Genomic DNA, 19,969 nt, shown 5'->3' on the forward strand with positions numbered 1-19,969 from the left:
GGTCTTCGAAAGGACTGCTTAAAAGCGAACAGCGTGGGATTCTTCCCACGCTGTTTCCGTGAAAATGCACGCGTCTTGATGGGGCATTTTCATGCCCAGGTGAAGGGCAAAGGTTGCTCATGGATCTTTTCTGTGTCCAACGGGATCGGGGCGACGTTCATCGCCCGCGTGATGCTCCTTTACGGTTGTTTTTGCCGCTTTTCTCGCTCTTTCAACTTTTCTTCCATCCGCTTCAGCAGCTTTTCCCACGGGTTTTCCGCCGTTTTTTTCTTGCGCTTTGGCTTTTCTCCCGCCATGCTTAAGCGCCTCCTTTCGCCGCGGCTGATAAGGCGAGCAAGTCTCGCAGTTCGTCATCGGACAGTTCGGTGATCCACGCCTCGCCTTCGGTGATGAGGTCGGCGAGCGCTTGCTTTTGTTCGAGCATCTCGTCAATTTTTTCTTCAATCGTCCCGGTTGTGATCAGCTTATGGACGTGGACGAATTTCGTTTGCCCGATGCGGTAGGCGCGGTCGGTCGCTTGGTTTTCCACCGCCGGGTTCCACCAGCGGTCGAAATGGATGACGTGGTTGGCCGCTGTTAAGTTGAGCCCGGTGCCGCCGGCTTTGAGCGATAAAAGGAAAATCGGCGCTTTTTTCGCTTGGAACTCATCCACCATCCGGTCGCGCGTTTGTTTTGGGACGCCTCCGTGCAAAAACAACACCCGCTCATCAAACAAGTCGGAAAGCAGTTCTTGGATCATCTCGCCCATTCGCACATATTGCGTGAAGATGAGGCACGATTCGTCGTTGGCGCGAATTTGCTCGATCAGTTCGATGAGCTTTTGGAGTTTGTGTGACCGTTCGACGAGCTGGCGGGGTCGGCGTTCTTTCAAATACAGCGCCGGATGGTCGCAAATTTGCTTAACACCGTTTAGCATTTGCAAAATCAAGCCGCGCCGCGCAAACGGACTGGCTTCCTTTGCCCGTTCGAGTGTGTCGTTGACGAGCTGCTCGTACAAGGCAGCCTGTTCGGCCGTGAGCGGGCAATATTCTTTTTGTTCAAGCTTATCCGGCAAGTTGAGCGCAACCGCTTCATCCGTTTTCGTCCGCCGCAAGAGAAATGGACGGATGAGCGTTTGCAGCGCCGCTTTTTTGCGGGCATCGCCTTCTTTTTCGATCGGTCCGGCAAATCGGCGTTCAAACTCGGCCGCACTGCCGAGGTAGCCCGGGTTGAGGAAGTGGAAGATGCTCCAAAGTTCGCCGAGACGGTTTTCAACCGGCGTGCCGGATAAGGCGATTTTATGTTTTCCGCTCAAGCGGCGGATGGCGCGCGCTTGTTTCGTTTGCGCATTTTTGATGTTTTGCGCTTCATCAAGGCAAATCGCATGCCAATGAATCTGTTTTAAATCGTCTTGGTCCAAATGAGCAAGGTTGTAAGACGTAATGACGAGATCGGCCTCGCCTGCCGTTTGCACGAACGCATCGTGTTTCGCCCGGTTCGGTCCATGGTGCACGTAGACGCGCAAGTCTGGGGTGAAGCGGGCGCATTCTTTTTGCCAGTTGCCGATCACGCTGGTCGGGCAGATGAGCAAGGCCGGCGTGTCCGGCCGCTCCATTTCTTTTACATAGATCAAATAGGCGAGCAGTTGCACCGTTTTGCCAAGCCCCATGTCATCGGCCAAGCAGGCGCCAAAGCCGAATCGGCGCAAAAAGACGAGCCAGTCGACGCCGCGCTGCTGATACGGGCGGAGCGTGCCGTGAAAAGACGGCGGCACATTCGCTTTCGGCAATCCATCAAGCTGCTGGAGCTGGCGGATAAACGCCCGGAATTGGTCGTGGACGTCAATGTGGATCGGGATCGATTCGTCCGCTGCCTCTTCGCGCTCCTCTGCTTCCGAAAGCAGCGTTTGCGCCACGATGTCGTGGATCGGCACGCCTTCTTTTTTCGCCTTTTCCATGAGCGCCTGTGCGCGGCGGACAAGGGCGGGATCGAGAATGAGCCATTGGCCGCGCAGGCGGATGAGGCGCCGCTTTTGTTCTGCCAAAGCGGCAAACTCCTCTTCTGTCAGCTCAATCCCGTTGGTCGCCACCCTCCAGTCAAAGTCCGCGAGGCGCTCAAGGCCGAATAATGATTCCGCGTTGACGGAAGGCGACAGCTTCGCTTTGATCGACAGCTGCGCCTGGCGGATGTCGTGCCACCAGTCGGGAAGCAGCAGGCGCACGCCCGCTTCCGTCAGCTTTAAGCTGTCTTCGGACAAAAAGCGCCACGCTTGTTCGTCAGACAGTTCATGAAGCAAAGACTCATTTTCATCGCCAAGCCACGGCACGATCGCATGAATGCGGCGGATGGCCCGGGAGACCGATGATTCATATGGGCGCCAAGCGCGCGGAATGTCGCTTGCGGGTGCGATGACGCTGTCGTCGACGGCGATTAGCACCGCTTCAAGCGTCCATACGTCGCCTTCCTCGGACGGCTCGACAAGGCGCAGTCCGACGACAAACGGCGGCCGGTCGCCGAGCCATCCGATTTGTTCGAGCCAGTCGTCTTCCGTTCCGGTCCATTGGCCGCTGGGGGAGGCGATCAATGGATAAGTGCGAACGATTTCGCCCCAAATGCCGCGAAGTTCCGGGTCGCGTGAGAGCCAGTCGGCGACCGCAAGCGACCGCCATGTGGCGACGAACGGATCGGGATCGTCATCCGCGCCGCGCCAGCGGGTGCGTCCTGCTTCGCTCCATGCGCCGCCTGTGCTTTTCCACAAGGAAGCATCTGGAAGGAAGCGACGTTCGCGCAAACCGTTCCAAATATGCTTCGCCCACTCTTCCAATCGGGCGGTGAATTCATCCGCCCATTCAATGGCGGAAAAGCGTGAGTGCGGACGCAAAGCGAACAGTGTGAGCGCCTGCCACGGCGACAGCCGCACGATCCCGTTTTCACCGTCATGGTCGATATCGAGCAAGGTGCCGTAAAACGTCTCTTCGTGCCAAGCGAACAAAGTCGACGCCCATGACGAGACAGGCGTGGAGCTTGAGAGTTCGAAGCATTGATCTTCTTCGTCCCACTTGCACGAAAGCCGAATCGTCTGCAACACGTTCATGAGAGCAATTTTCCTTTCTTCAATTCTTCATGAAACGCGCGCATGCGCGCCGTTTTGGCGAGCAGTTGCTCGAGATAGGCTTCCCATTGGTCGAGCCGCTTCATCGAACGGTAGTGGGTCCGCAGCGTTTTCAAATGGCGGACCGCCCTTTGGTAGCTCGCCCGGTTTTTTTCTTCCAGCCGCCTCATCACGGCCCGATGATATAACGGCATCACGAGTTCTGGATTGCGCGCTTGCAATGTTTTAAGCAGCTGTGGATGCAATTCATCGGCGGTGATGTTCGCCCATAAAAACAGGTCAACGACTTCTCGGTATCGCCCTTGCCGATACAAAAAGTTGGTATAATAGTTGACGCTGTATGGAAGACTGCGCTGCAAAAAATCTTCCCATGCATCCGGTCGGTTTCGTTGGCGGGCATACATTTCAAACAAATGAACCGCTTCGTCCAAAAAACTTCCCCGGGCGAGGTCGGACATGTGGGAAAGATAAAGCGGCCAATCGTCTTTTGCTTTTTCCCAAACGGCTTCAAACCGTTTCAAGAGGCCGTTTTGAATGAATCGCCCCATCCATTCCACCAAAAACAAGCCTGCCTGATCGGGGAACGCGCGGTAAAGCGCCATCGCTTCGTCGTCTTCGCCAAGCAAAAAGGAAAGATGAGCCGCCGCCATAGCGGCGCGGATGTCGTCTCGGTCTTTGGCGAGCCGAAGGAGTTCGGCTCGTTCCTCTTGCCGCCATGTGGGCTTGGTGAACAACAACTCCCACGCGGTTGTGTAAAAGTCATAGCCGAATGATGACAGCCCTCCGTCCAAAAACAGTACATCACGAACATACGGAATCGTCTGTTCAATCAACGCGTTGAGCGACCGCGGCAGCGATTGAGTAGACAATTTTTCCAAGGCGTCAAAGGCGCGGTCGGCGACATAGTTGACGTCCTGCTGCCAGGAAAACTGTCCGTAAGAGGCGAATACGACGTCGTTCCACCCTTGCGCCTCCCCGTACTGCCGAAGCTTTTCCAACAAAAAGAGGGCGGCATGAAGCTCCCGCAACGGACGGGCGCCAGCTTGCTTCCCTTCGTTTTTGCCAAGTTTCGGGAGCAGCTGGAAGGCTAAACGGTACGGCCAGTTTTGGCCGTTTTGATGGCGGGAGAAAAAGTCTTGATACTGTTTCTCAAATTGGTCCCGCCAATCTTCGACGGTTTCATTGGCTGTGATCGAAAGGCCTGCCGTTTTCCCCGCGCGTTTTGGAGCAGGCGTTTTTGGTTCATGGACAGCGGATTCTTTCCACAACGCGCCGATTTGCCCTTTTTTCCAAAGGCGGAACAGCTCGCCAACGTCGAACACGTTGCCGTATATATAAAAGAACAGCGCCAAAACGTGTGGACACAGCCCTTCCGTCCCGCATGGGCAGCGATGGCGGCGGGTGATGTTGGCCAAATCAAGCATGACATCATGGGGGGTGATGTCGGAAACGACCCCTTCCACTTCGTGGCTGTTGATCACCATGACGTTATAGACCAACCCGTTTCTTGACAAGTCGCGCCCTTTTTGAATGAGATTGTGGAAAATAGGAAACGGCAATTCTTTCAGCAATTCCCCAGCCGCCTGCTTCAAAAGCGGCTTGGAAACGGTTGTTTGCAACATGTCGGTCCGTCCTTTCCGATCCATTCCTTATCATCCTATTATAGCATGTGACAGCGTATCGAAAAAAGAGGGGCAATGTGACAAAACGCGTCTGTTCTCGAGCCGGCATGAAAGGACATTGCGAGCTTTTGAACGTGTACGCGTTTTGATAGAAAGAAAGCTGGTGATGGTTGAACGTCTATCGATGATGGTATAATAGGAATAGAAAAAGTCCAAATGGAAAAGAAAGCAGGTGCATCGAATATGGCGGAAACGCCGCGGAACGCGTTATGCCCGTGCGGCAGCGGCAAAAAGTACAAGCATTGTTGTGGAAAAAAAGAGGCGGTTTCGATTTCGTCATTGATTGACCGCGAGTTGATCGAATGCATGAATGATATGCGTCAGTTTGTTTTGCAGCGGTATGAGAGGGAGGCGGAAGAGCTTTTAGACCAGTTCCCGCTTGATGAGATGCCGGAGGAACTCGAGCTTGGCGTGCAGATCATGGCGGTGAACTGGATGTTGTTTTGTTGGCCGGTTGATGAAACAGGACAAACGATCTTTTCTGCTTACCGGAAAAGCCGTCATTGGGAGCGGTGGCGCCCGTCCGTTCAGGCGCACATCGAGAGGTGGGAAGGAGCCGTTCCGTCGCTTGGCGAGTTCATCGGCTATGATGACGACAATCGCCCCGTTGTCCGGGATTTGTTGACGGGAGAGGAAAAGATCGTTCATTTATTGACTTCCGATCAATGGCCGAGCGTGATCGAAACAGGAGATGTGGTGTTCGGCTTCCTTGTGCCGTACCAAGACGTGTTCACGTGTTTCACAGCGGTGTTTCCGCTCCCGGCGTCAGGGAAAGATCGATTGCTTCGGGCGATTCAACAAGAAGGGGAGTGGAGCGGTCAGCCATCGGCTTTATGGATGCGCGATCGGTTCGTCGCTGTGCTTTCCGATGTGCTCTTGGAGTGGCTTTGGCAGTTCGCCAAACAGTTCAAATGGGATGATCCGAAACAAGCGGCCGTCATTCGCGAGCTCGATGAAAACGAGCCGGAGGCGCCAGCGGCGCTGCTCAATCAAGCGTTCGCCATATGGGCGATCTATTGCGGAAAAACATCCCGCCTCCCTTATTCGGTCCCCGTCTACGCGGCGGCGCTCCGCTATGTGGCTGGGCATTTGATGAAGGCGGAAGGATCGGAGGTGGAAGACATCGCCGATCGGTATGACGTGATGCCAGAAGATGTGCGATCGGCGGCGTTGGATTTTTTCCTGATGGCTGTTGATGATGAAGACGACGAGGAATGGCTCGATGACTGGGAGGAAGACTGGTTCGAAGAGGAAGGGGATGAGCTTGATGCGCGCATCAATGAATGGATCGATGACATCGATCTGATGTTGATGCGTGAAGGATGGGACGAGAAGCGAGTCAACCGTCATATTGACCGCGCCATCCGTTCGTGGAGGAATGAGGGCCTGCTTGAGGAAGTGAATGAACAAGAATTGCGTAAAGAACTCCGCGATGTAGCGTGGGAGATCTTCACCGATCGGGGATTCATCTAGAAGCTGGCAGAAAAACGGGCGCTGCGCGCAAGTCAGCGGCATTTCGTCAGAAAGGAAAGCCGGTTCCACAAGGGCTCTCTCATTCAAACATCATTGGGCTCAACCCAAGCCCTCTATAAGTAGAAACAGGGAATGGAATGCGTTCCATTCGTGAAACTCCAAAAAAAGCGGCGGGGAACGATCGGTTTTGACCGAATCCATAATGGATTGGGAAAAATGGCTTTGTGCGCGATTCCGACCGTTTTTAACATAAATCAGCCAAAAGTCCCCCACCTCTACAGGTGGGGGATGAATGGCGTTCGGTTTTTCTGTTTTTCTCTTTCTTCTTTGGATGGCAATAGAATACAATAAACATAGGAGGTGAAACCATGTATCGAACGCTGAAAACCCGTTTTCGGGCAAAGAAAGAAGTTATCCAAAAACTATTTGAATGCAATCGTATCTCCGCAGAAGTTTGGAACGAATGCCTTCGTTTGGCAAAAGAACATCATTTGGAAACAGGAAAATGGATAACCAAAACGGAACTGCAAAAAGCAACAAAAGGTCGTTTTTCTATCCACAGCCAAAGCATCCAGGCGGTTGTGCATAAATATATCTTTGCCCGTGATGGGGCAAAAGAAGCACGGAAAAAAGGAGAAAAAATCAAATATCCATACAAAAAGAAAAAACATTTCAACACGAAATGGGCAAAAGATGGGTTTGTTTTGCATGAAGACGGAACGTTGGAACTGTCGCTAGGAATTTGGAATCGAAAACGACAATCTCCTTTGGTGGTGAAAATCGACAAAGAGAAACTTCCAAACGGAAAAGTCAAAGAAATCGAGTTGGTCTATGACCGTGGTTTGTGGCTTTGTTTATCGTATGAAGATGGGAAAAAACCAAAAGAAAATCCATGTAAAAACCGTGTTGCTATTGACCCAGGGGAAATTCACACCATCGCAGCCATTTGTGAAAATGGGGAAAGCCTCATTATCACGGGAAGAAAAATAAGAAGCATTCATCGGTTGAGAAACAAGAAATTAAAAGAACTGCAAAAACTCATGAGCAGATGCAAAAAAGGCTCCAAACAATGGAAAAAGTACAATCGGGCGAAACAATATGTACTTTCGAAATCAGAGGCACAACTAAAGGATGCACTGCACAAAACCACGAGACAATTTGTTCGTTGGTGTTTGGAAAACCAAGTGAAAGAAGTCGTCATTGGAGATATCGAAGGAATCCAACGGAATACGAAAAAGAAACGAAACAAAAAGACCAATCAGAAATTATCCAATTGGTCGTTTGGAAAATTATTTGATTATCTCAAATACAAATTGAATGCCGAAGGAATTCAAATCGAGAAAAAAGATGAAAGTTATACCTCGCAAACATGCCCTGTTTGCGGGAAGAAAAATAAATCTTCTTCTAGAAATTATACATGTCAATGCGGGTACAAACGACACCGTGATATCCATGGGGCAATGAATTTATTTGCCAAAGTATATTATGGTGAAATCCGCCCATTGGAATTTACGGTCAAACCGTTTACGTATCGACGGATTGCTTAGGTATGAAGTCGTAGATGGCGAGTTCCCGCCCTTGAGTATCATGGATACTCATGTTGCCTGTGGCTCCCAACGGGACGGGTGCCAGGTGTTGCCTGCAGATAGGCTGCCAACCAGCCTATCATGCATCCACCTCCGAAGGGGAAACAGGAAACCCCCACTTCGATAAGTGGGGGAGGTTCATTATCTTGGTCGCCGTTTTGGAAAGGAATGATTAGAAGGGAGGATTTTGCATGGCAATCGGCCGAAATGACCCGTGCCCGTGCGGAAGCGGGAAAAAGTATAAGAAGTGCTGCATGAACAAACAGCAGGAGCGTGAAATCAAGCGGGTGCGGCAGCGCCGCTTTTTTGACCAAAAATATGAGCTGTCGCAAATGGTGCAGCGGTTTTTGGATGAATCGCTGTCTTATGATGAACGCGAAGCGGTCAACCGTACATTTCGCCGAATGATCGAACAAAAGGATCATCGTGAAGAGTTGAAGGTGTTTGAGACGCTTTGGCGTTTTTTCCTCCATCGTTATCCGAATGGATTGCGCGGCGTTGAATGGTTTCAACAGGAAAAAGGGCGTCGTCTGTCTCCGGAGCTCAAGGAAATGTTGGACCGCTGGGTTCGACTTGTGCCGCGCCTTGTGCAATTTGTCGATTTGCATGATGAAGGAGGAGTGGCGGTCGACCGGTTGACGGGCGAGAAACTTCTCATGCCGTATTGCGAGACATTGGAGGTTGTGCGCCCTTGGGGCGGCATGTTTGCCTTTTTGGAGCCCTTTGACGGCGGCTATTACGTTTGCGGTGTATCATCGATTGTGGATCCGAAGGGCGTGGAACGGGCGGAAGAGAACATTCGCGTCTTGTTGACGCAAACCGATTGGCCGTATGAAAAGGTAGCCGTTGAACATTTTCTCGATATCGTTGATGCAGGCTATCCTCCGAGGGCGGACGATGTGCAAGAGGAGCGCACGCGATGGACGTATGAATACGAATGCCAGGAAGCCGCTGAGGCGATGAGGAAGCTTGCTTCGATCGGACGCGCTCACATTGATCATGACGATGGGGAGAAAGTGGAAGGTTCATGGTGCACCAATGTGTACCATTATGTCGGAGTGATTTCCCCCAAGCCGATTCATGTGTTTGAATTAGGCGGGTCATTATCCGCTCATCGGTCGCGTCTCGTGTTGTCTACCGAGGAGGAAGGGACGGCCGAACAGCTCGTGTCGCTGCTGCAGGCGTTTGGGTATTCCCCAAAAGAACGAAAACGGGGGACAGAAGCCGTTTTGCGCCGAAAATGGATCGAAAACGTTTCGCTTCATATTGATTCAGACCCAGACTCTCCCCCTTGGGTGGCAACGATGGCCGGATTGGATGTTCAAATGGAAAAAGCCCTTCACACCCCGCTTGAGAAATGGAATGGAAAAACCCCTCACGAAATGGCGCGCGAGGGGCGTGTGCAGGAAGTGGATGTGTGGCTGAAAGAGTATGAATTCCATTTATTTAACATGCAAGAACGAGCCAATTTGCCGGTGCTCATCGGAGTGAATCCCATTCGCTCCCGTTATGGATTGCCCCCATCTCCGTTTAGCTCATCACATCGTCTTTCGGACTTATGGAAAATGAAATGGATGGGGCCGGAAAGAACCGAGACATTGTTGATTCGCGCGGAATGGGAAGGGATGTATTTTACCGATGACGCATTGGCGTTTTATAACGAAGTCATCGTGAGCGGAGAAAAAGAGGCCAAAGAGGCGTGTTGGGCCGTGATTTTGCTCGTGTGTGAATATATGACCGAGCGGACGTTTTCATCGTGGGAGGACGTAGGAGAAGAAGAATGGAAACAATGCATCGTCGAGCAAATCCCGTCAAGATGGAGTTCGTTTTCATGGGAAGTGGTGAGCCGAGCGCTCGATATGTTGCTTGAGTGGGCCGATTGGCTGGACCGCCGTTATGGAACGAATCATCGAACTGTTATTGGTGCCGTGCTGGAAGAGGTCAGAAGCGAATTGGAACATTGCTTTGCTTTGCTGGATGAATGGAGGGGCGAGAACGGAAAGGCGGATGAGGAACTGATGGCTTGGCAGCTTGCTCGTTTGTTTGGTTTGCCTATTCCCCTTTCCGTCGGTTTCTCGTTTTTCCGCGTCAAGCGTGTGGAACAGGGGAAGGCGGTGCTGGATTGGCTTGCCCATAACCGAACGGTGACATGGGACATTCCGAAGCGGGCAGAGCCGCATCTGTTGCCGGGCATGTATATCGTCGCCGCGACCGATCGCAACGGCAAGCTGGACGATCTTGCCCGCGTATATCCGCCGTCTTTCTCTCCGTACGTAGAGCCGTGGCTTCAGGCGCTGCAAGAGTGGCCAGACAAGGTGGAGAAAGAACGGGCTGCGTTTCAAGAGCGCCTGCTTGCCTCGTTGTCCCGTTTGCTTCGCCGGCCGTAGGCGTCCCGATGAATGACGGGGCGCTTGTTTCTCTCGGCTCGGCCTCTATGATTCTCCATTATGCAGGCAAGCCCAATGGTAAGAGTCATTCCATATTCTTAGGATTTTGGGCCATCACCATAACGTGTGCTTGAGAAGCAGGGTTTTTCTCGTTTTACCGAGAAACGGATGAGGACGCGAATGATCCAAGAATCCTACACCTTTAGGAGTGCGGAGTGTCAACCGGCATGAAAATCATGGATTGGCTGATTTCTCCTTGGAGAAGGAAATATGGCATGTTTTGAAAAAGCCAAGGGCACCTTTTGGTGAAGAACCAGGATTTTGGTTAGGCATAAAAAATGGAATGCGAATCGATGTTCTCGACATGAGCGGCGGAAGTCCCAAAGTGCTTGCGATATGTGTTGCTGAAAGCAGTTCCATCACACGTTGATCGTGAATGTCTCCCCAAGGTGTTTAGCTGGCCCGAGCGTTAGCGTAGAGGGGGAGAACGTTCAATGACTATGATACAAAGAAAGTAGGTAGCTATATGGTGAAGGCATCGCGAAACAATCTTTGTCCATGTGGCAGTGGGAAAACGTACAAGCATTGTTGTGGGAAGAAAGAAGCAGTATCGATAGAATCTCTAATTGACCGTGAAGTGGCCAAATGTATGCAAGATGTGTTTTCGTTTGCGTTAGAGCGATATGAGGAAGAGCTTGCTTTCATGATGTCTGGTTCTCCATTTCAAGGGCTTCCTAACGAGCTGGAGACCAGCGCCAATTTATTGCTGACGAACTGGGCGATTTTTCACAGACACGTTGATGACAAAGGGATGACAATTTTTTCAGCCTATATGAGAAGCCGGCGCCGCACGCGGTGGCGTCCAGCAGTGCAAACTCATTTGAAGCGATGGGACGAGGCGGTTCCGTCGTTTGACGAGATCATTCATATCGAGGATGAGCGGCGTTTCCTTGTACGCGATCTGTTGACCAGAAAAGAAAAGTACGTCCGTTTTTTGACGCCGGAGGAGCTTCCGTCTGCTAGGGAGGGGGACGTGTTAGTAGGATGCCTCGTTCCGCATGGGGACGAGTGGGCGTACTTCATGAAGGTGCTGCCGATTCCAAAGAGCGGGAAGGATCGGCTTGCGCGGGCGCTTCAAGCGGAATGGAATCCGGATATGAAAACGTGTGAAGTGTTTTTGCGCGAGTCGTTTCCGGAATTGCTTGAAATAGCGGTCCATGAGCTGTTGTGGCAGCTGCTGAGCGAAAAGGACTGGGGGGATCGAGATCAAGATGATGTTTTTCGCGAATTAAAGAAAAAGGAAGAAACAACCTCCTCCCTAGTGCTCAGCGAGGCTGCGTTCCTTTGGCGCGCATATTGCGAAATGGATGAACCGGTCATCAAGAATCCTGCTGTGTATGCGGCTGCACTCCGTTATTTGGCGAGTGAAATGGCTGGAAGAGAATTTGTCAATATGGAAAAGGTTGCGGAACACTACGGCGTTCCTGTAGAGGAAGTGGAAGCCGCTGTGATGGAATTGTTTTTATTTCGCACAGAGTTGCTCGATGATGGAGATGATGAGGGCGAGAATGATGATGAGTGGCTCTTTGACGATGGGGATGACGGTGATGAGATCTGGTTCGACGACGGTGGGATGGAGGATGGCGATGAGCTGGACCGTGCGATTGAGGAATGGCTTGACCAAGTTGAGGAGTTGTTTGATTGCGAGGGCTGGGACGTTGATCAAGTCCATCGCTTGATCGACAAAGCGATCCGAACATGGAAAAAGGACGGGTTGCTTGAAGGAGTCGATGCAGCTGAGTTGCGCAAGGAGCTCGAGGAGCTCGTCTGGGAGACGTTTGCCGAACGGGGATTTTTGTAAGGCGATGGACAAAGCAGGCAACAAAGGACAGATGGGTGCGAAAGAAGGTGCCCTTGAGAGATGACGGATACCTTCTTTCGCATGCGTTACAATCGGATATAGGCCAGCCGCTCGTTCGCTTCCTCGACGTCAAAGGCATCAGGATCAAAATCTTCGCCTTTCATGTCGTACATCCAGTCTACCAGCTCGCGCAATTCGGGATCGGCAAGAGAGTCTTTTTGCGCCGCCGCTTCCAGCAGCTCCAGGTAGCCATAGACGCCGCCGCAATCCTCGGGAGGGCACGCCCGTTTTCCTTTCAGGCAAGCGGCGCGTTCCAACGGTTTTGGGAGTGTTTCAATCTTTTCAACAGTGACGGTATGGCGCCAGTAGTCGCCAAAATCGTAAATATATAGAAACTTTTGTTTTTCTTCCGTCAGCCATTGCTGTAATGGGATGCGGCGGGCGTCCATCAGTTCTTTTTCCAGCTGAAACGAATCCCAGCCGTCAGGGATGCCGATGAGAACGCTTCCGAAATCGAATTCGTATAAATGGGCTTGTTCCCATCCCATCGCTTCTTGGATGATGAGATGAAGCTCGTGAAATGTCGCATGTCCGGGAACAAGGACGCGCCGCCAAATCGGCGGGCGGATGCCGTTTAATGTGATTTTCAGCTGGTAGGCTGTTTTGGACCGCCGCCGTTTGGAGGGGGGTGCGCTCTTTGGCGCCTCAACCCATCTGCCGTGTGGACGGTCCCGCTCTGTCGGATGGAACATGGCAGACAATTCGTCGATCAGTTTAGCAAGATTGTCGGGGTTCATAGCCCTCGTCTCCTTTCGGATAAACGTTTTGTATAATAGTAGTTTATCCTGTCCATAGTAGAATTTAAACATTATTGATGGAAATATTGAAAAAAGAAAGATGGGAGAGGAGGATGACGCATGTCGATCGGCTGGAATGACCCATGCCCGTGTGGAAGTAGGAAAAAGTATAAGAAGTGCTGCATGAACAAACAGCAGAATCGTCAACTACCCCCACTTAGCTAACGCTTGAAGTGGGGGCTTGCAACTCCCCAGAAGTGCAAACGGACTTCGTCCTCCTTCCTTGACTTGGGGTTGCATCAGGGGGCAGGTTGACGACTACCCAACGACGCAGGTCATGCCTGCATCGTTACCGATTCTCTCGGTGTGTCTGTTGGCAGTACTTGGCTTCCACACACAACAGACGGACCTACGCTCGATGTTTTACGGTTACAACGTTTCCTGTAACCAACTCCATACATCGAGTAGCCGTGATTGGAGTGCCTTTATTGAACGGTTTTCTCCACGCCTTTATTCTATCATACACAAAAGAAAGGGGGAACGCGCATTCCTCTCCCACTTACTCCCTTTGGTCGTTGAAGTGGGAGTCTCCTGCGCGAAATAGGATGAAATCAAATGGGTGCGCCAGCGCCGCTTTTTTGGCCAAAAATATGAGCTGTCGCAAATGGTGCAGCGATTTTTGGATGAATCGCTGTCTTACAACGAACAAGCAGTGGCGAGACGGACGTTTTACCAAAAAATAGAGGGTATGAAGTATTTATAATATTTTGGATTTTTTGAAACACTTTGGTGCTTGTTCATTCACCGTTTTCCCAATGGAATGCGCGTCATTGAATGGTTCCAGCGCGACAAAGGACACCGTCTCCCGTTGGAGCACGGAGCGCTTTTGGCGCTTCTGCGTGTTTCTTCATGGGGACGGCTTATCCATTCGGACATCGGTTAGAGAAGCGATGGTGGTATGTCGGCCGTAGCTGGATGGTTCGACTGGGTTGCGCGTTGTGGCTGCTGTCGTGTGAAGAGGTATCATGCAGAAAAAGGAGAGCTATTGTCGGTTGATGGATGCCGCCCCGCTAGTTTTGTCGAGCGGTTTTCCCAAGTGACAGACAGGAAATTCCCCGTTGTGCGCGAACGATATAGTAGACAAATTGGAGACAACGGGGGAGGGAATGCGCATGAGGCGAGGAATATGGCTCGCCCTGTTGTTTTGTTTGCTATGGCTGGCTGCGGCTGCTTGGCCGGTGGGGGCGAAAGGGGAAAAGGAAATGGAGGAAACGAAGCGTCTGGCTGTGGTGACGGCGGATCAGGTGAACGTCCGCCAAGGGCCGGGGGTGCCATACCGTCCATTGGCGAACGTTCACCGCGGCGAGGCGTATCAGCTGATCGAGGTCAAGGATGGATGGGTGAACATCGAGTGGAAACCGAATCGAACCGGGTGGATCGCCGCGCGGTACGTCGCGTTGGCAAAAGAGACGGCCATCGTGCAAGAAAACCGACTCCGCCTTCGACAAGAGCCGAGCCGAGATGGGCGAATTATCGGGCATTTGGCGCGGGGAGAAACGGTATGGATCATCAAGGAAGATGGGGAATGGACGGGAGTGATCGCAGACGGTGCGATCGGCTGGGTGTCTTCAGCATACCTCACTGCGGCTCGGGAGTCATCGATTTCGCATCAAACCGGAATCGTCAACGCCAGTTCGCTCAACGTTCGGGCTGAGCCGTCATTGAAGGCAGCGCGCGTCGGACGCCTTGTCCGTGGTGAAGAGGTCGAGATTGTGGAAAAGAAACCGGGATGGTACAAAATTGCCTCCCAAACAGGGCTTGATGGGTGGGTGTCATCCGCATATGTGCAGGTAAAGGGTGGACAAGCTAATGAAAAGGAAGCGGAAGCGCCCCAGTCGGCTGACCGCTCGCTGCCTTCCATCATCGCGCCTAGCGACTCCCGCCTTTATGTAGACAGCTGGACGCGCGGTCCTGTTCAGGCGCTGGCCGGAAAAACGATCGTTCTTGACGCTGGCCACGGAGGCAAAGACGGCGGGGCCCAAAGTGTCGATGGCATCAAGGAAAAGGAGTTGACGTTGGAAACCGCCAAGCTTCTGAAAAACAAGTTGCAATCTTACGGCGCCCGCGTCGTGCTGACGCGCTCTAGCGATGAGTATGTGCCGCTGTCCGCGCGCGTGGCGATGGCACGCCTGTATCAAGCGGATGCGTTTATCAGCCTGCATTATGACAGCGCAGATGACCAACAGGCGAGCGGCATCACCGTTTATTATTACGACCGTTTTGCCGATTACGGCTTAGCGCAATCATTCGAAGACCCGCTTTCCCGATTGGCCGCACTGCCTTTCCGCGGCGTTGCGTTTGGCGACTATTACGTGCTGCGGGAAAACGACAGACCGTCTGTATTGCTTGAGCTCGGCTATGTAAGCAACCGCACAGATGCGGCGACGGTGGCAACAGACGGCTATCAGGAAGCAGTGACGGCCGCGATTGCGGATGCGGTTCGGCATTATTTTGAATAAGGAATGATGGTGGAGAAATCGTTGATCGGCGGTCTGTTCGTTTTTGTGATCAATCGGCCGTCATCAAGCAAACGGAAACACGCCGCGCAACCGGGGGGTGGCTCCTCCCGGTTTTCTTTTGGCCGCAGAGCACAACCGGTGAACTCAGCGGCTAGGCGAAAACAATGAAAATCCCCAGGCGATTCGCTATAATGAGAACAAGCGACGATAGCGCAATGGATCAAAAAGGTGTGAGGAACGATGAAAATCACGATCGCCGGGGCGGGGTATGTTGGGTTTGTGACCGCCGCCTGCCTGGCTGATAAAGGTCATGATGTCATATGCGTCGATGTCAGTGAGGAAAAAATTCGGCGGTTGAATGAAGGAATCGTCCCCATTTATGAACCGGGGCTCGAACCGCTCATCCAACGGAACAGCGCCCGCCTTCGCTTTACCACAGACGATGCGGAAGCGTATCGATGGGCGGAAGTGATCATGGTCGCGGTCGGCACCCCGCCGCTGCCGGACGGATCGGTCAAGCTCGATGACGTATGGGAAACGCTGCGCCGCATCGCCGCGTCGGCCGAACGCGACTGCCTTGTGGCCATCAAATCGACCGTGCCAGTCGGTACGGGAGACGAAGCGGCTCGCTTTTTGGCGGAACACGGACGCGGCGGGGTGCGTATCGATGTCGTTTCCAATCCGGAGTTTTTGTCACAAGGAACGGCGGTGCGCGATACGTTGCAGGCGCCGCGCATTGTGTTAGGCGTCGAATCGGAGAGAGCTGAGCGGATAATGAAGGACCTCTACGCCCCGTTTGCGCTCCCGTACGTTGTCACCGACCGCAAAAGCGCAGAGATGATCAAGTACGCTGCCAATGTGTTTTTGGCGCTGAAAATTTCGTACATCAACGAGATCGCCAACGTATGCGAGTTGGTAGGGGCCGACATTCAGGCGGTGGCGGAAGGAATCGGCATGGATCCGCGCATTGGCCGCCGCTTTTTGCGCGCCGGCGTCGGCTATGGCGGCTCTTGCCTGCCGAAAGATACAAAGGCGCTTTATGCGTTGGCTGCCTCCCATGGCTATTCGCTCAAAACCGTGTGGGCGGCGATGGACGTCAATGAGAAACAAAAATGGAAGCTTCTTGACAAAGCGCGTCCGCACATCGGAGATTTTCGCAACCGGACTGTTGCTGTGCTTGGCGCCGCATTCAAGCCCGGCACTGACGATGTGCGCGAATCGCCGGCATTGGCGAACATCGAACGGCTCATTGCCGAAGGAGCCGACGTGCGCGTCTGGGACCCGGCCGCCCTCGGTCATGTCTCGCGCCGTTTTGGCGATGCGGTTGTTTGTTGCGAGACAATGGAGGAAGCCATTCGCGGCGCGGATGTTTGTTTCATTTTCACCGAATGGCCGGCTGTGCTGCAATTTGACCTTCACCGTTACAAGACGCTGATGAATCGGCCAATTGTGCTTGACGGGCGCAACTGCTACGACCCGAAACAAGCCGACGCCGCCGGCCTCATCTACGAGTCGATCGGTCGGCCGGTGGGGCATAGGCAGCTGAAAGTGGATCGGGCTGTTGACGTTCTCCAGTGCGCCTCAGCTGCCTTTTTCCACAAACAAAGTGAATAGGGATGCCGCTTAATTGTCCCGTTCGCATCGCCACGACGGCTTTTTTGTAAAAAAGGGAATAAGGCGGTCTGTCCGTTCGATGGAAGTGGGATAGTAGACATGCCGGCGGGCGCGGGGCATCAATCGCCGTTTCAAAGAAAGAGAAGGTTATGTTTCCAGTGGTTTTATGGGAAAACGTGGGGTCGTGGCCCGCCACTTTGAAAGCGGAGACAGGCGGGGAAGAGAGCGGCTGAAGAAGCCGTCTTTTCCCACCGCTATGGGCAGGCGGCAAAAGGAGGGATGTATCATCCGCATTCGCTTAGGTCTGTTTGGTGCGGACGATTCGCTGTCAATAAATTATCCGTAATTGGCGTGAGGGGAGAATAGCTTGATTCAAGGGGAACGTCTTTGGCAACGGCTCATGGAACTAGGGGAGGTCGGCAAGAAACCAAGCGGCGGCGTCACGCGCCTCTCGTTCACTGCTGAAGAGCGGAGGGCGAAAGACTTGGTCGCTTCCTACATGCGCGAAGCCGGGCTTTTCGTATATGAAGACACGGCTGGCAACTTGATCGGACGGAAAGAAGGGGCGAATCCGGATGCCCCGATCGTCCTTGTTGGATCTCATCTCGATTCGGTTTACAACGGCGGCTGCTTTGATGGACCGCTCGGGGTGTTGGCCGGCGTGGAAGTTGTTCAGACGATGAACGAGCACGGGGTTGTGACGCACCACCCAATTGAAGTAGTGGCGTTTACGGACGAAGAAGGAGCGCGCTTTCGTTTCGGCATGATCGGAAGCCGGGCGATGGCGGGGACGTTGCTGCCGGAAGCGCTCGAGTGCCGCGACGCGAACGGAATTTCTATTGCGGAAGCGATGAGACAGACGGGGCTTGACCCGGACCGTTTGCCGCAGGCAGCACGAAAACCAGGAACGGTGAAAGCCTATGTCGAACTGCACATCGAACAAGGACGGGTGCTGGAGGAAGCTGGTCTTCCAGTTGGCATCGTCACTGGCATCGCCGGTCTGATTTGGGTGAAATTTATCATCGAAGGAAAAGCGGAACATGCCGGAGCGACGCCGATGTCATTGCGGCGCGACCCGATGGCGGCAGCCGCCCAGATCATCACAGTGATCGAAGAGGAAGCAAGACGAACAGGGACAACGGTCGGTACTGTAGGACAGTTGCATGTATATCCGGGCGGTATTAATGTCATTCCGGAACGGGTCGAATTTGTGCTCGATTTGCGCGACTTGAAGGCTGAGGTGCGCGATCAAGTATGGAATGACATAGCCTCGCGGGCAGAGACGATCGCCAAGGAGCGGAACGTTCGCCTCACGACCGAGCGACTGCAAGAAATGGCGCCGGTGTTATGTTCCGAGGTGGTGAAACAGGCCGCGGAAAGAGCGTGCAAGCAGCTCGGGTATCCGCCGTTTTGGCTGCCGAGCGGCGCAGCCCATGACGGCGTACAGTTGGCTCCTCTTTGCCCGATCGGGATGATTTTTGTCCGCTCCCAAGACGGGGTGAGTCATAGTCCGGCGGAATGGAGTACTAAAGAAGACTGCGCCGCTGGAGCAGAGGTGCTTTATCATACGGTGTGGCAACTGGCCCAAGGGGAATAACGAAAAAGACAAACGAACAGGGGGAGACTATGGATGACAAAGGAAGAAATCAAACGGCTCGTCGATGAAGTGAAAACGGACGTCATCGCCTGGCGCCGCCACTTGCATGCCCATCCTGAATTGTCGTTCCAGGAAGAGAAAACGGCGCAGTTTGTTTTCGAGACGCTGCAATCATTCGGCCATCTTGAGTTGTCGCGGCCGACGAAAACGAGCGTCATGGCGCGGCTCATTGGCCAACAGCCAGGCCGGGTCGTCGCCATTCGCGCGGATATGGACGCCCTGCCCATTCAAGAGGAAAACACGTTTGAATTTGCCTCCAAAAACCCAGGCGTCATGCATGCGTGCGGGCATGACGGCCATACGGCGATGCTTTTGGGGGCAGCGAAAATTTTCGCCCAGCTTCGCGATCAAATTCATGGCGAGATTCGCTTTTTGTTCCAACACGCGGAAGAACTGTTCCCGGGTGGGGCGGAGGAGATGGTGCAAGCTGGCGTCATGGACGGGGTGGACGTCGTCATCGGCACTCACCTTTGGTCGCCGCTTGAGCGTGGAAAAATCGGCATTGTGTATGGACCGATGATGGCCGCACCCGACCGCTTTTTCATCCGCATCATCGGCAAAGGCGGCCATGGAGCGATGCCGCACCAAACGATCGATGCAATCGCCATCGGAGCGCAAGTCGTGACGAACTTGCAGCACATCGTCTCGCGCTATGTCGACCCGCTCGAGCCGCTTGTTCTGTCCGTGACGCAATTTGTGGCGGGTACGGCGCATAATGTCCTGCCTGGGGAGGTCGAAATCCAAGGGACAGTGCGCACGTTTGATGAGACGCTGCGGCGCACGGTGCCGCAATGGATGGAACGCATTGTCAAAGGAATCACCGAAGCGCACGGCGCCTCGTATGAGTTTCAATTTGACTACGGCTACCGCCCGGTCATCAACTACGATGAAGTGACCCGCGTCATTGAGGAAACAGCGCGTGAACTATTGGGCGAAGAAGCCGTCGCCCGCTTGAAACCGAACATGGGCGGCGAAGATTTCTCCGCCTTTTTGCAAAAAGCGCCGGGCAGCTTCTTTTACGTCGGCGCCCGAAACGAAGAAAAGGGGATCGTGTACCCGCATCACCATCCGCGCTTTACGATCGACGAAGACGCGCTTGAGATTGGCGTGCAAATGTTTGTCGCCGCGACGTTGAAACTGTTGGCGGAAGCAGAGTAGGATGCTTCCGCTTTTTTGTACATCATAAAGGCGGATCGATATATTGCATCTCATATTTCGCAACCTTTGCATAATATACAAAAAAATAACCAGAATATTCGCATAAAAATAATTTTTTATAAAAAATGTAAAATAATTAATTTT

At 53.0% G+C, this 19,969-nt stretch carries 13 protein-coding genes; 10 read left to right on the top strand and 3 right to left on the bottom strand.

What is annotated here, in order from left to right:
• Positions 1–298 precede the first annotated feature (298 nt).
• Positions 299–3,073 carry a DEAD/DEAH box helicase gene (locus tag CD000_RS16675; protein ID WP_096226087.1) on the bottom strand — a complete coding sequence of 925 codons (2,775 nt, stop codon included), beginning with the start codon at positions 3,071–3,073 and terminating at the stop codon, positions 299–301.
• Positions 3,070–4,713: an SWIM zinc finger family protein gene (locus CD000_RS16680; protein ID WP_198962543.1), complete on the bottom strand. Its 1,644-nt coding sequence runs from the start codon at positions 4,711–4,713 to the stop codon at positions 3,070–3,072. The genes CD000_RS16675 and CD000_RS16680 overlap by 4 nt, the downstream gene beginning before the upstream one ends.
• 216 nt (positions 4,714–4,929) lie before the next feature.
• On the opposite strand from CD000_RS16680, the gene CD000_RS16685 reads away from it, so the two are divergent.
• The 4 genes from CD000_RS16685 to CD000_RS16710 all read left to right on the top strand — a co-directional run bounded on the left by CD000_RS16685 (position 4,930) and on the right by CD000_RS16710 (position 12,080).
• The gene (locus CD000_RS16685; protein WP_096226089.1) at positions 4,930–6,246 is read left to right on the top strand and encodes an SEC-C domain-containing protein; all 1,317 of its coding nucleotides are present in this window, start codon (positions 4,930–4,932) and stop codon (positions 6,244–6,246) included.
• 368 nt (positions 6,247–6,614) lie between these two features.
• Positions 6,615–7,793 carry an RNA-guided endonuclease InsQ/TnpB family protein gene (locus CD000_RS16695; protein ID WP_011231306.1) on the top strand — a complete coding sequence of 393 codons (1,179 nt, stop codon included), beginning with the start codon at positions 6,615–6,617 and terminating at the stop codon, positions 7,791–7,793.
• 230 nt (positions 7,794–8,023) lie between these two features.
• Entirely contained in the window at positions 8,024–10,219 is a 2,196-nt protein-coding gene (locus CD000_RS16700; protein WP_096226091.1) for a YecA family protein, read from the top strand.
• A gap of 526 nt (positions 10,220–10,745) precedes the next feature.
• Positions 10,746–12,080 carry an SEC-C domain-containing protein gene (locus CD000_RS16710; RefSeq protein ID WP_015865238.1) on the top strand — a complete coding sequence of 445 codons (1,335 nt, stop codon included), beginning with the start codon at positions 10,746–10,748 and terminating at the stop codon, positions 12,078–12,080.
• 86 nt (positions 12,081–12,166) lie between these two features.
• Here CD000_RS16710 and CD000_RS16715 read toward each other — a convergent pair whose 3' ends face one another.
• Positions 12,167–12,877: a plasmid pRiA4b ORF-3 family protein gene (locus tag CD000_RS16715; protein ID WP_011232727.1), complete on the bottom strand. Its 711-nt coding sequence runs from the start codon at positions 12,875–12,877 to the stop codon at positions 12,167–12,169.
• Positions 12,878–12,997: 120 nt separating this feature from the next.
• Here CD000_RS16715 and CD000_RS16720 point away from each other — a divergent pair, with 120 nt between their 5' ends.
• The 6 genes from CD000_RS16720 to CD000_RS16755 all read left to right on the top strand — a co-directional run bounded on the left by CD000_RS16720 (position 12,998) and on the right by CD000_RS16755 (position 19,825).
• Entirely contained in the window at positions 12,998–13,102 is a 105-nt protein-coding gene (locus CD000_RS16720; RefSeq protein WP_233130473.1) for an SEC-C metal-binding domain-containing protein, read from the top strand.
• A 394-nt stretch (positions 13,103–13,496) separates the two neighbouring features.
• Complete coding sequence (locus tag CD000_RS16730) at positions 13,497–13,640, top strand: zinc chelation protein SecC (RefSeq protein ID WP_233130474.1); 144 nt, start codon at positions 13,497–13,499, stop codon at positions 13,638–13,640.
• Positions 13,641–14,049: 409 nt separating this feature from the next.
• Positions 14,050–15,396 carry an N-acetylmuramoyl-L-alanine amidase family protein gene (locus tag CD000_RS16735; protein WP_096226093.1) on the top strand — a complete coding sequence of 449 codons (1,347 nt, stop codon included), beginning with the start codon at positions 14,050–14,052 and terminating at the stop codon, positions 15,394–15,396.
• Positions 15,397–15,636: 240 nt separating this feature from the next.
• Positions 15,637–17,010 (top strand): UDP-glucose dehydrogenase family protein, encoded by a 1,374-nt coding sequence (locus CD000_RS16740; RefSeq protein ID WP_096226094.1) that lies wholly within the window; start codon positions 15,637–15,639, stop codon positions 17,008–17,010.
• A gap of 367 nt (positions 17,011–17,377) precedes the next feature.
• The gene (locus tag CD000_RS16750; protein ID WP_096226095.1) at positions 17,378–18,607 is read left to right on the top strand and encodes a Zn-dependent hydrolase; all 1,230 of its coding nucleotides are present in this window, start codon (positions 17,378–17,380) and stop codon (positions 18,605–18,607) included.
• Between the two features lie 33 nt (positions 18,608–18,640).
• A complete protein-coding gene (locus CD000_RS16755) occupies positions 18,641–19,825 on the top strand; it encodes a M20 family metallopeptidase (protein ID WP_081213010.1) in 1,185 nt (394 codons plus the stop codon).
• The last annotated feature ends 144 nt before the right edge of the window (positions 19,826–19,969 follow it).

Source organism: Geobacillus sp. FJAT-46040 (genome assembly GCF_002335725.1).
In the GTDB taxonomy this organism is placed as follows: Bacteria; Bacillota; Bacilli; order Bacillales; family Anoxybacillaceae; genus Geobacillus; species Geobacillus thermoleovorans.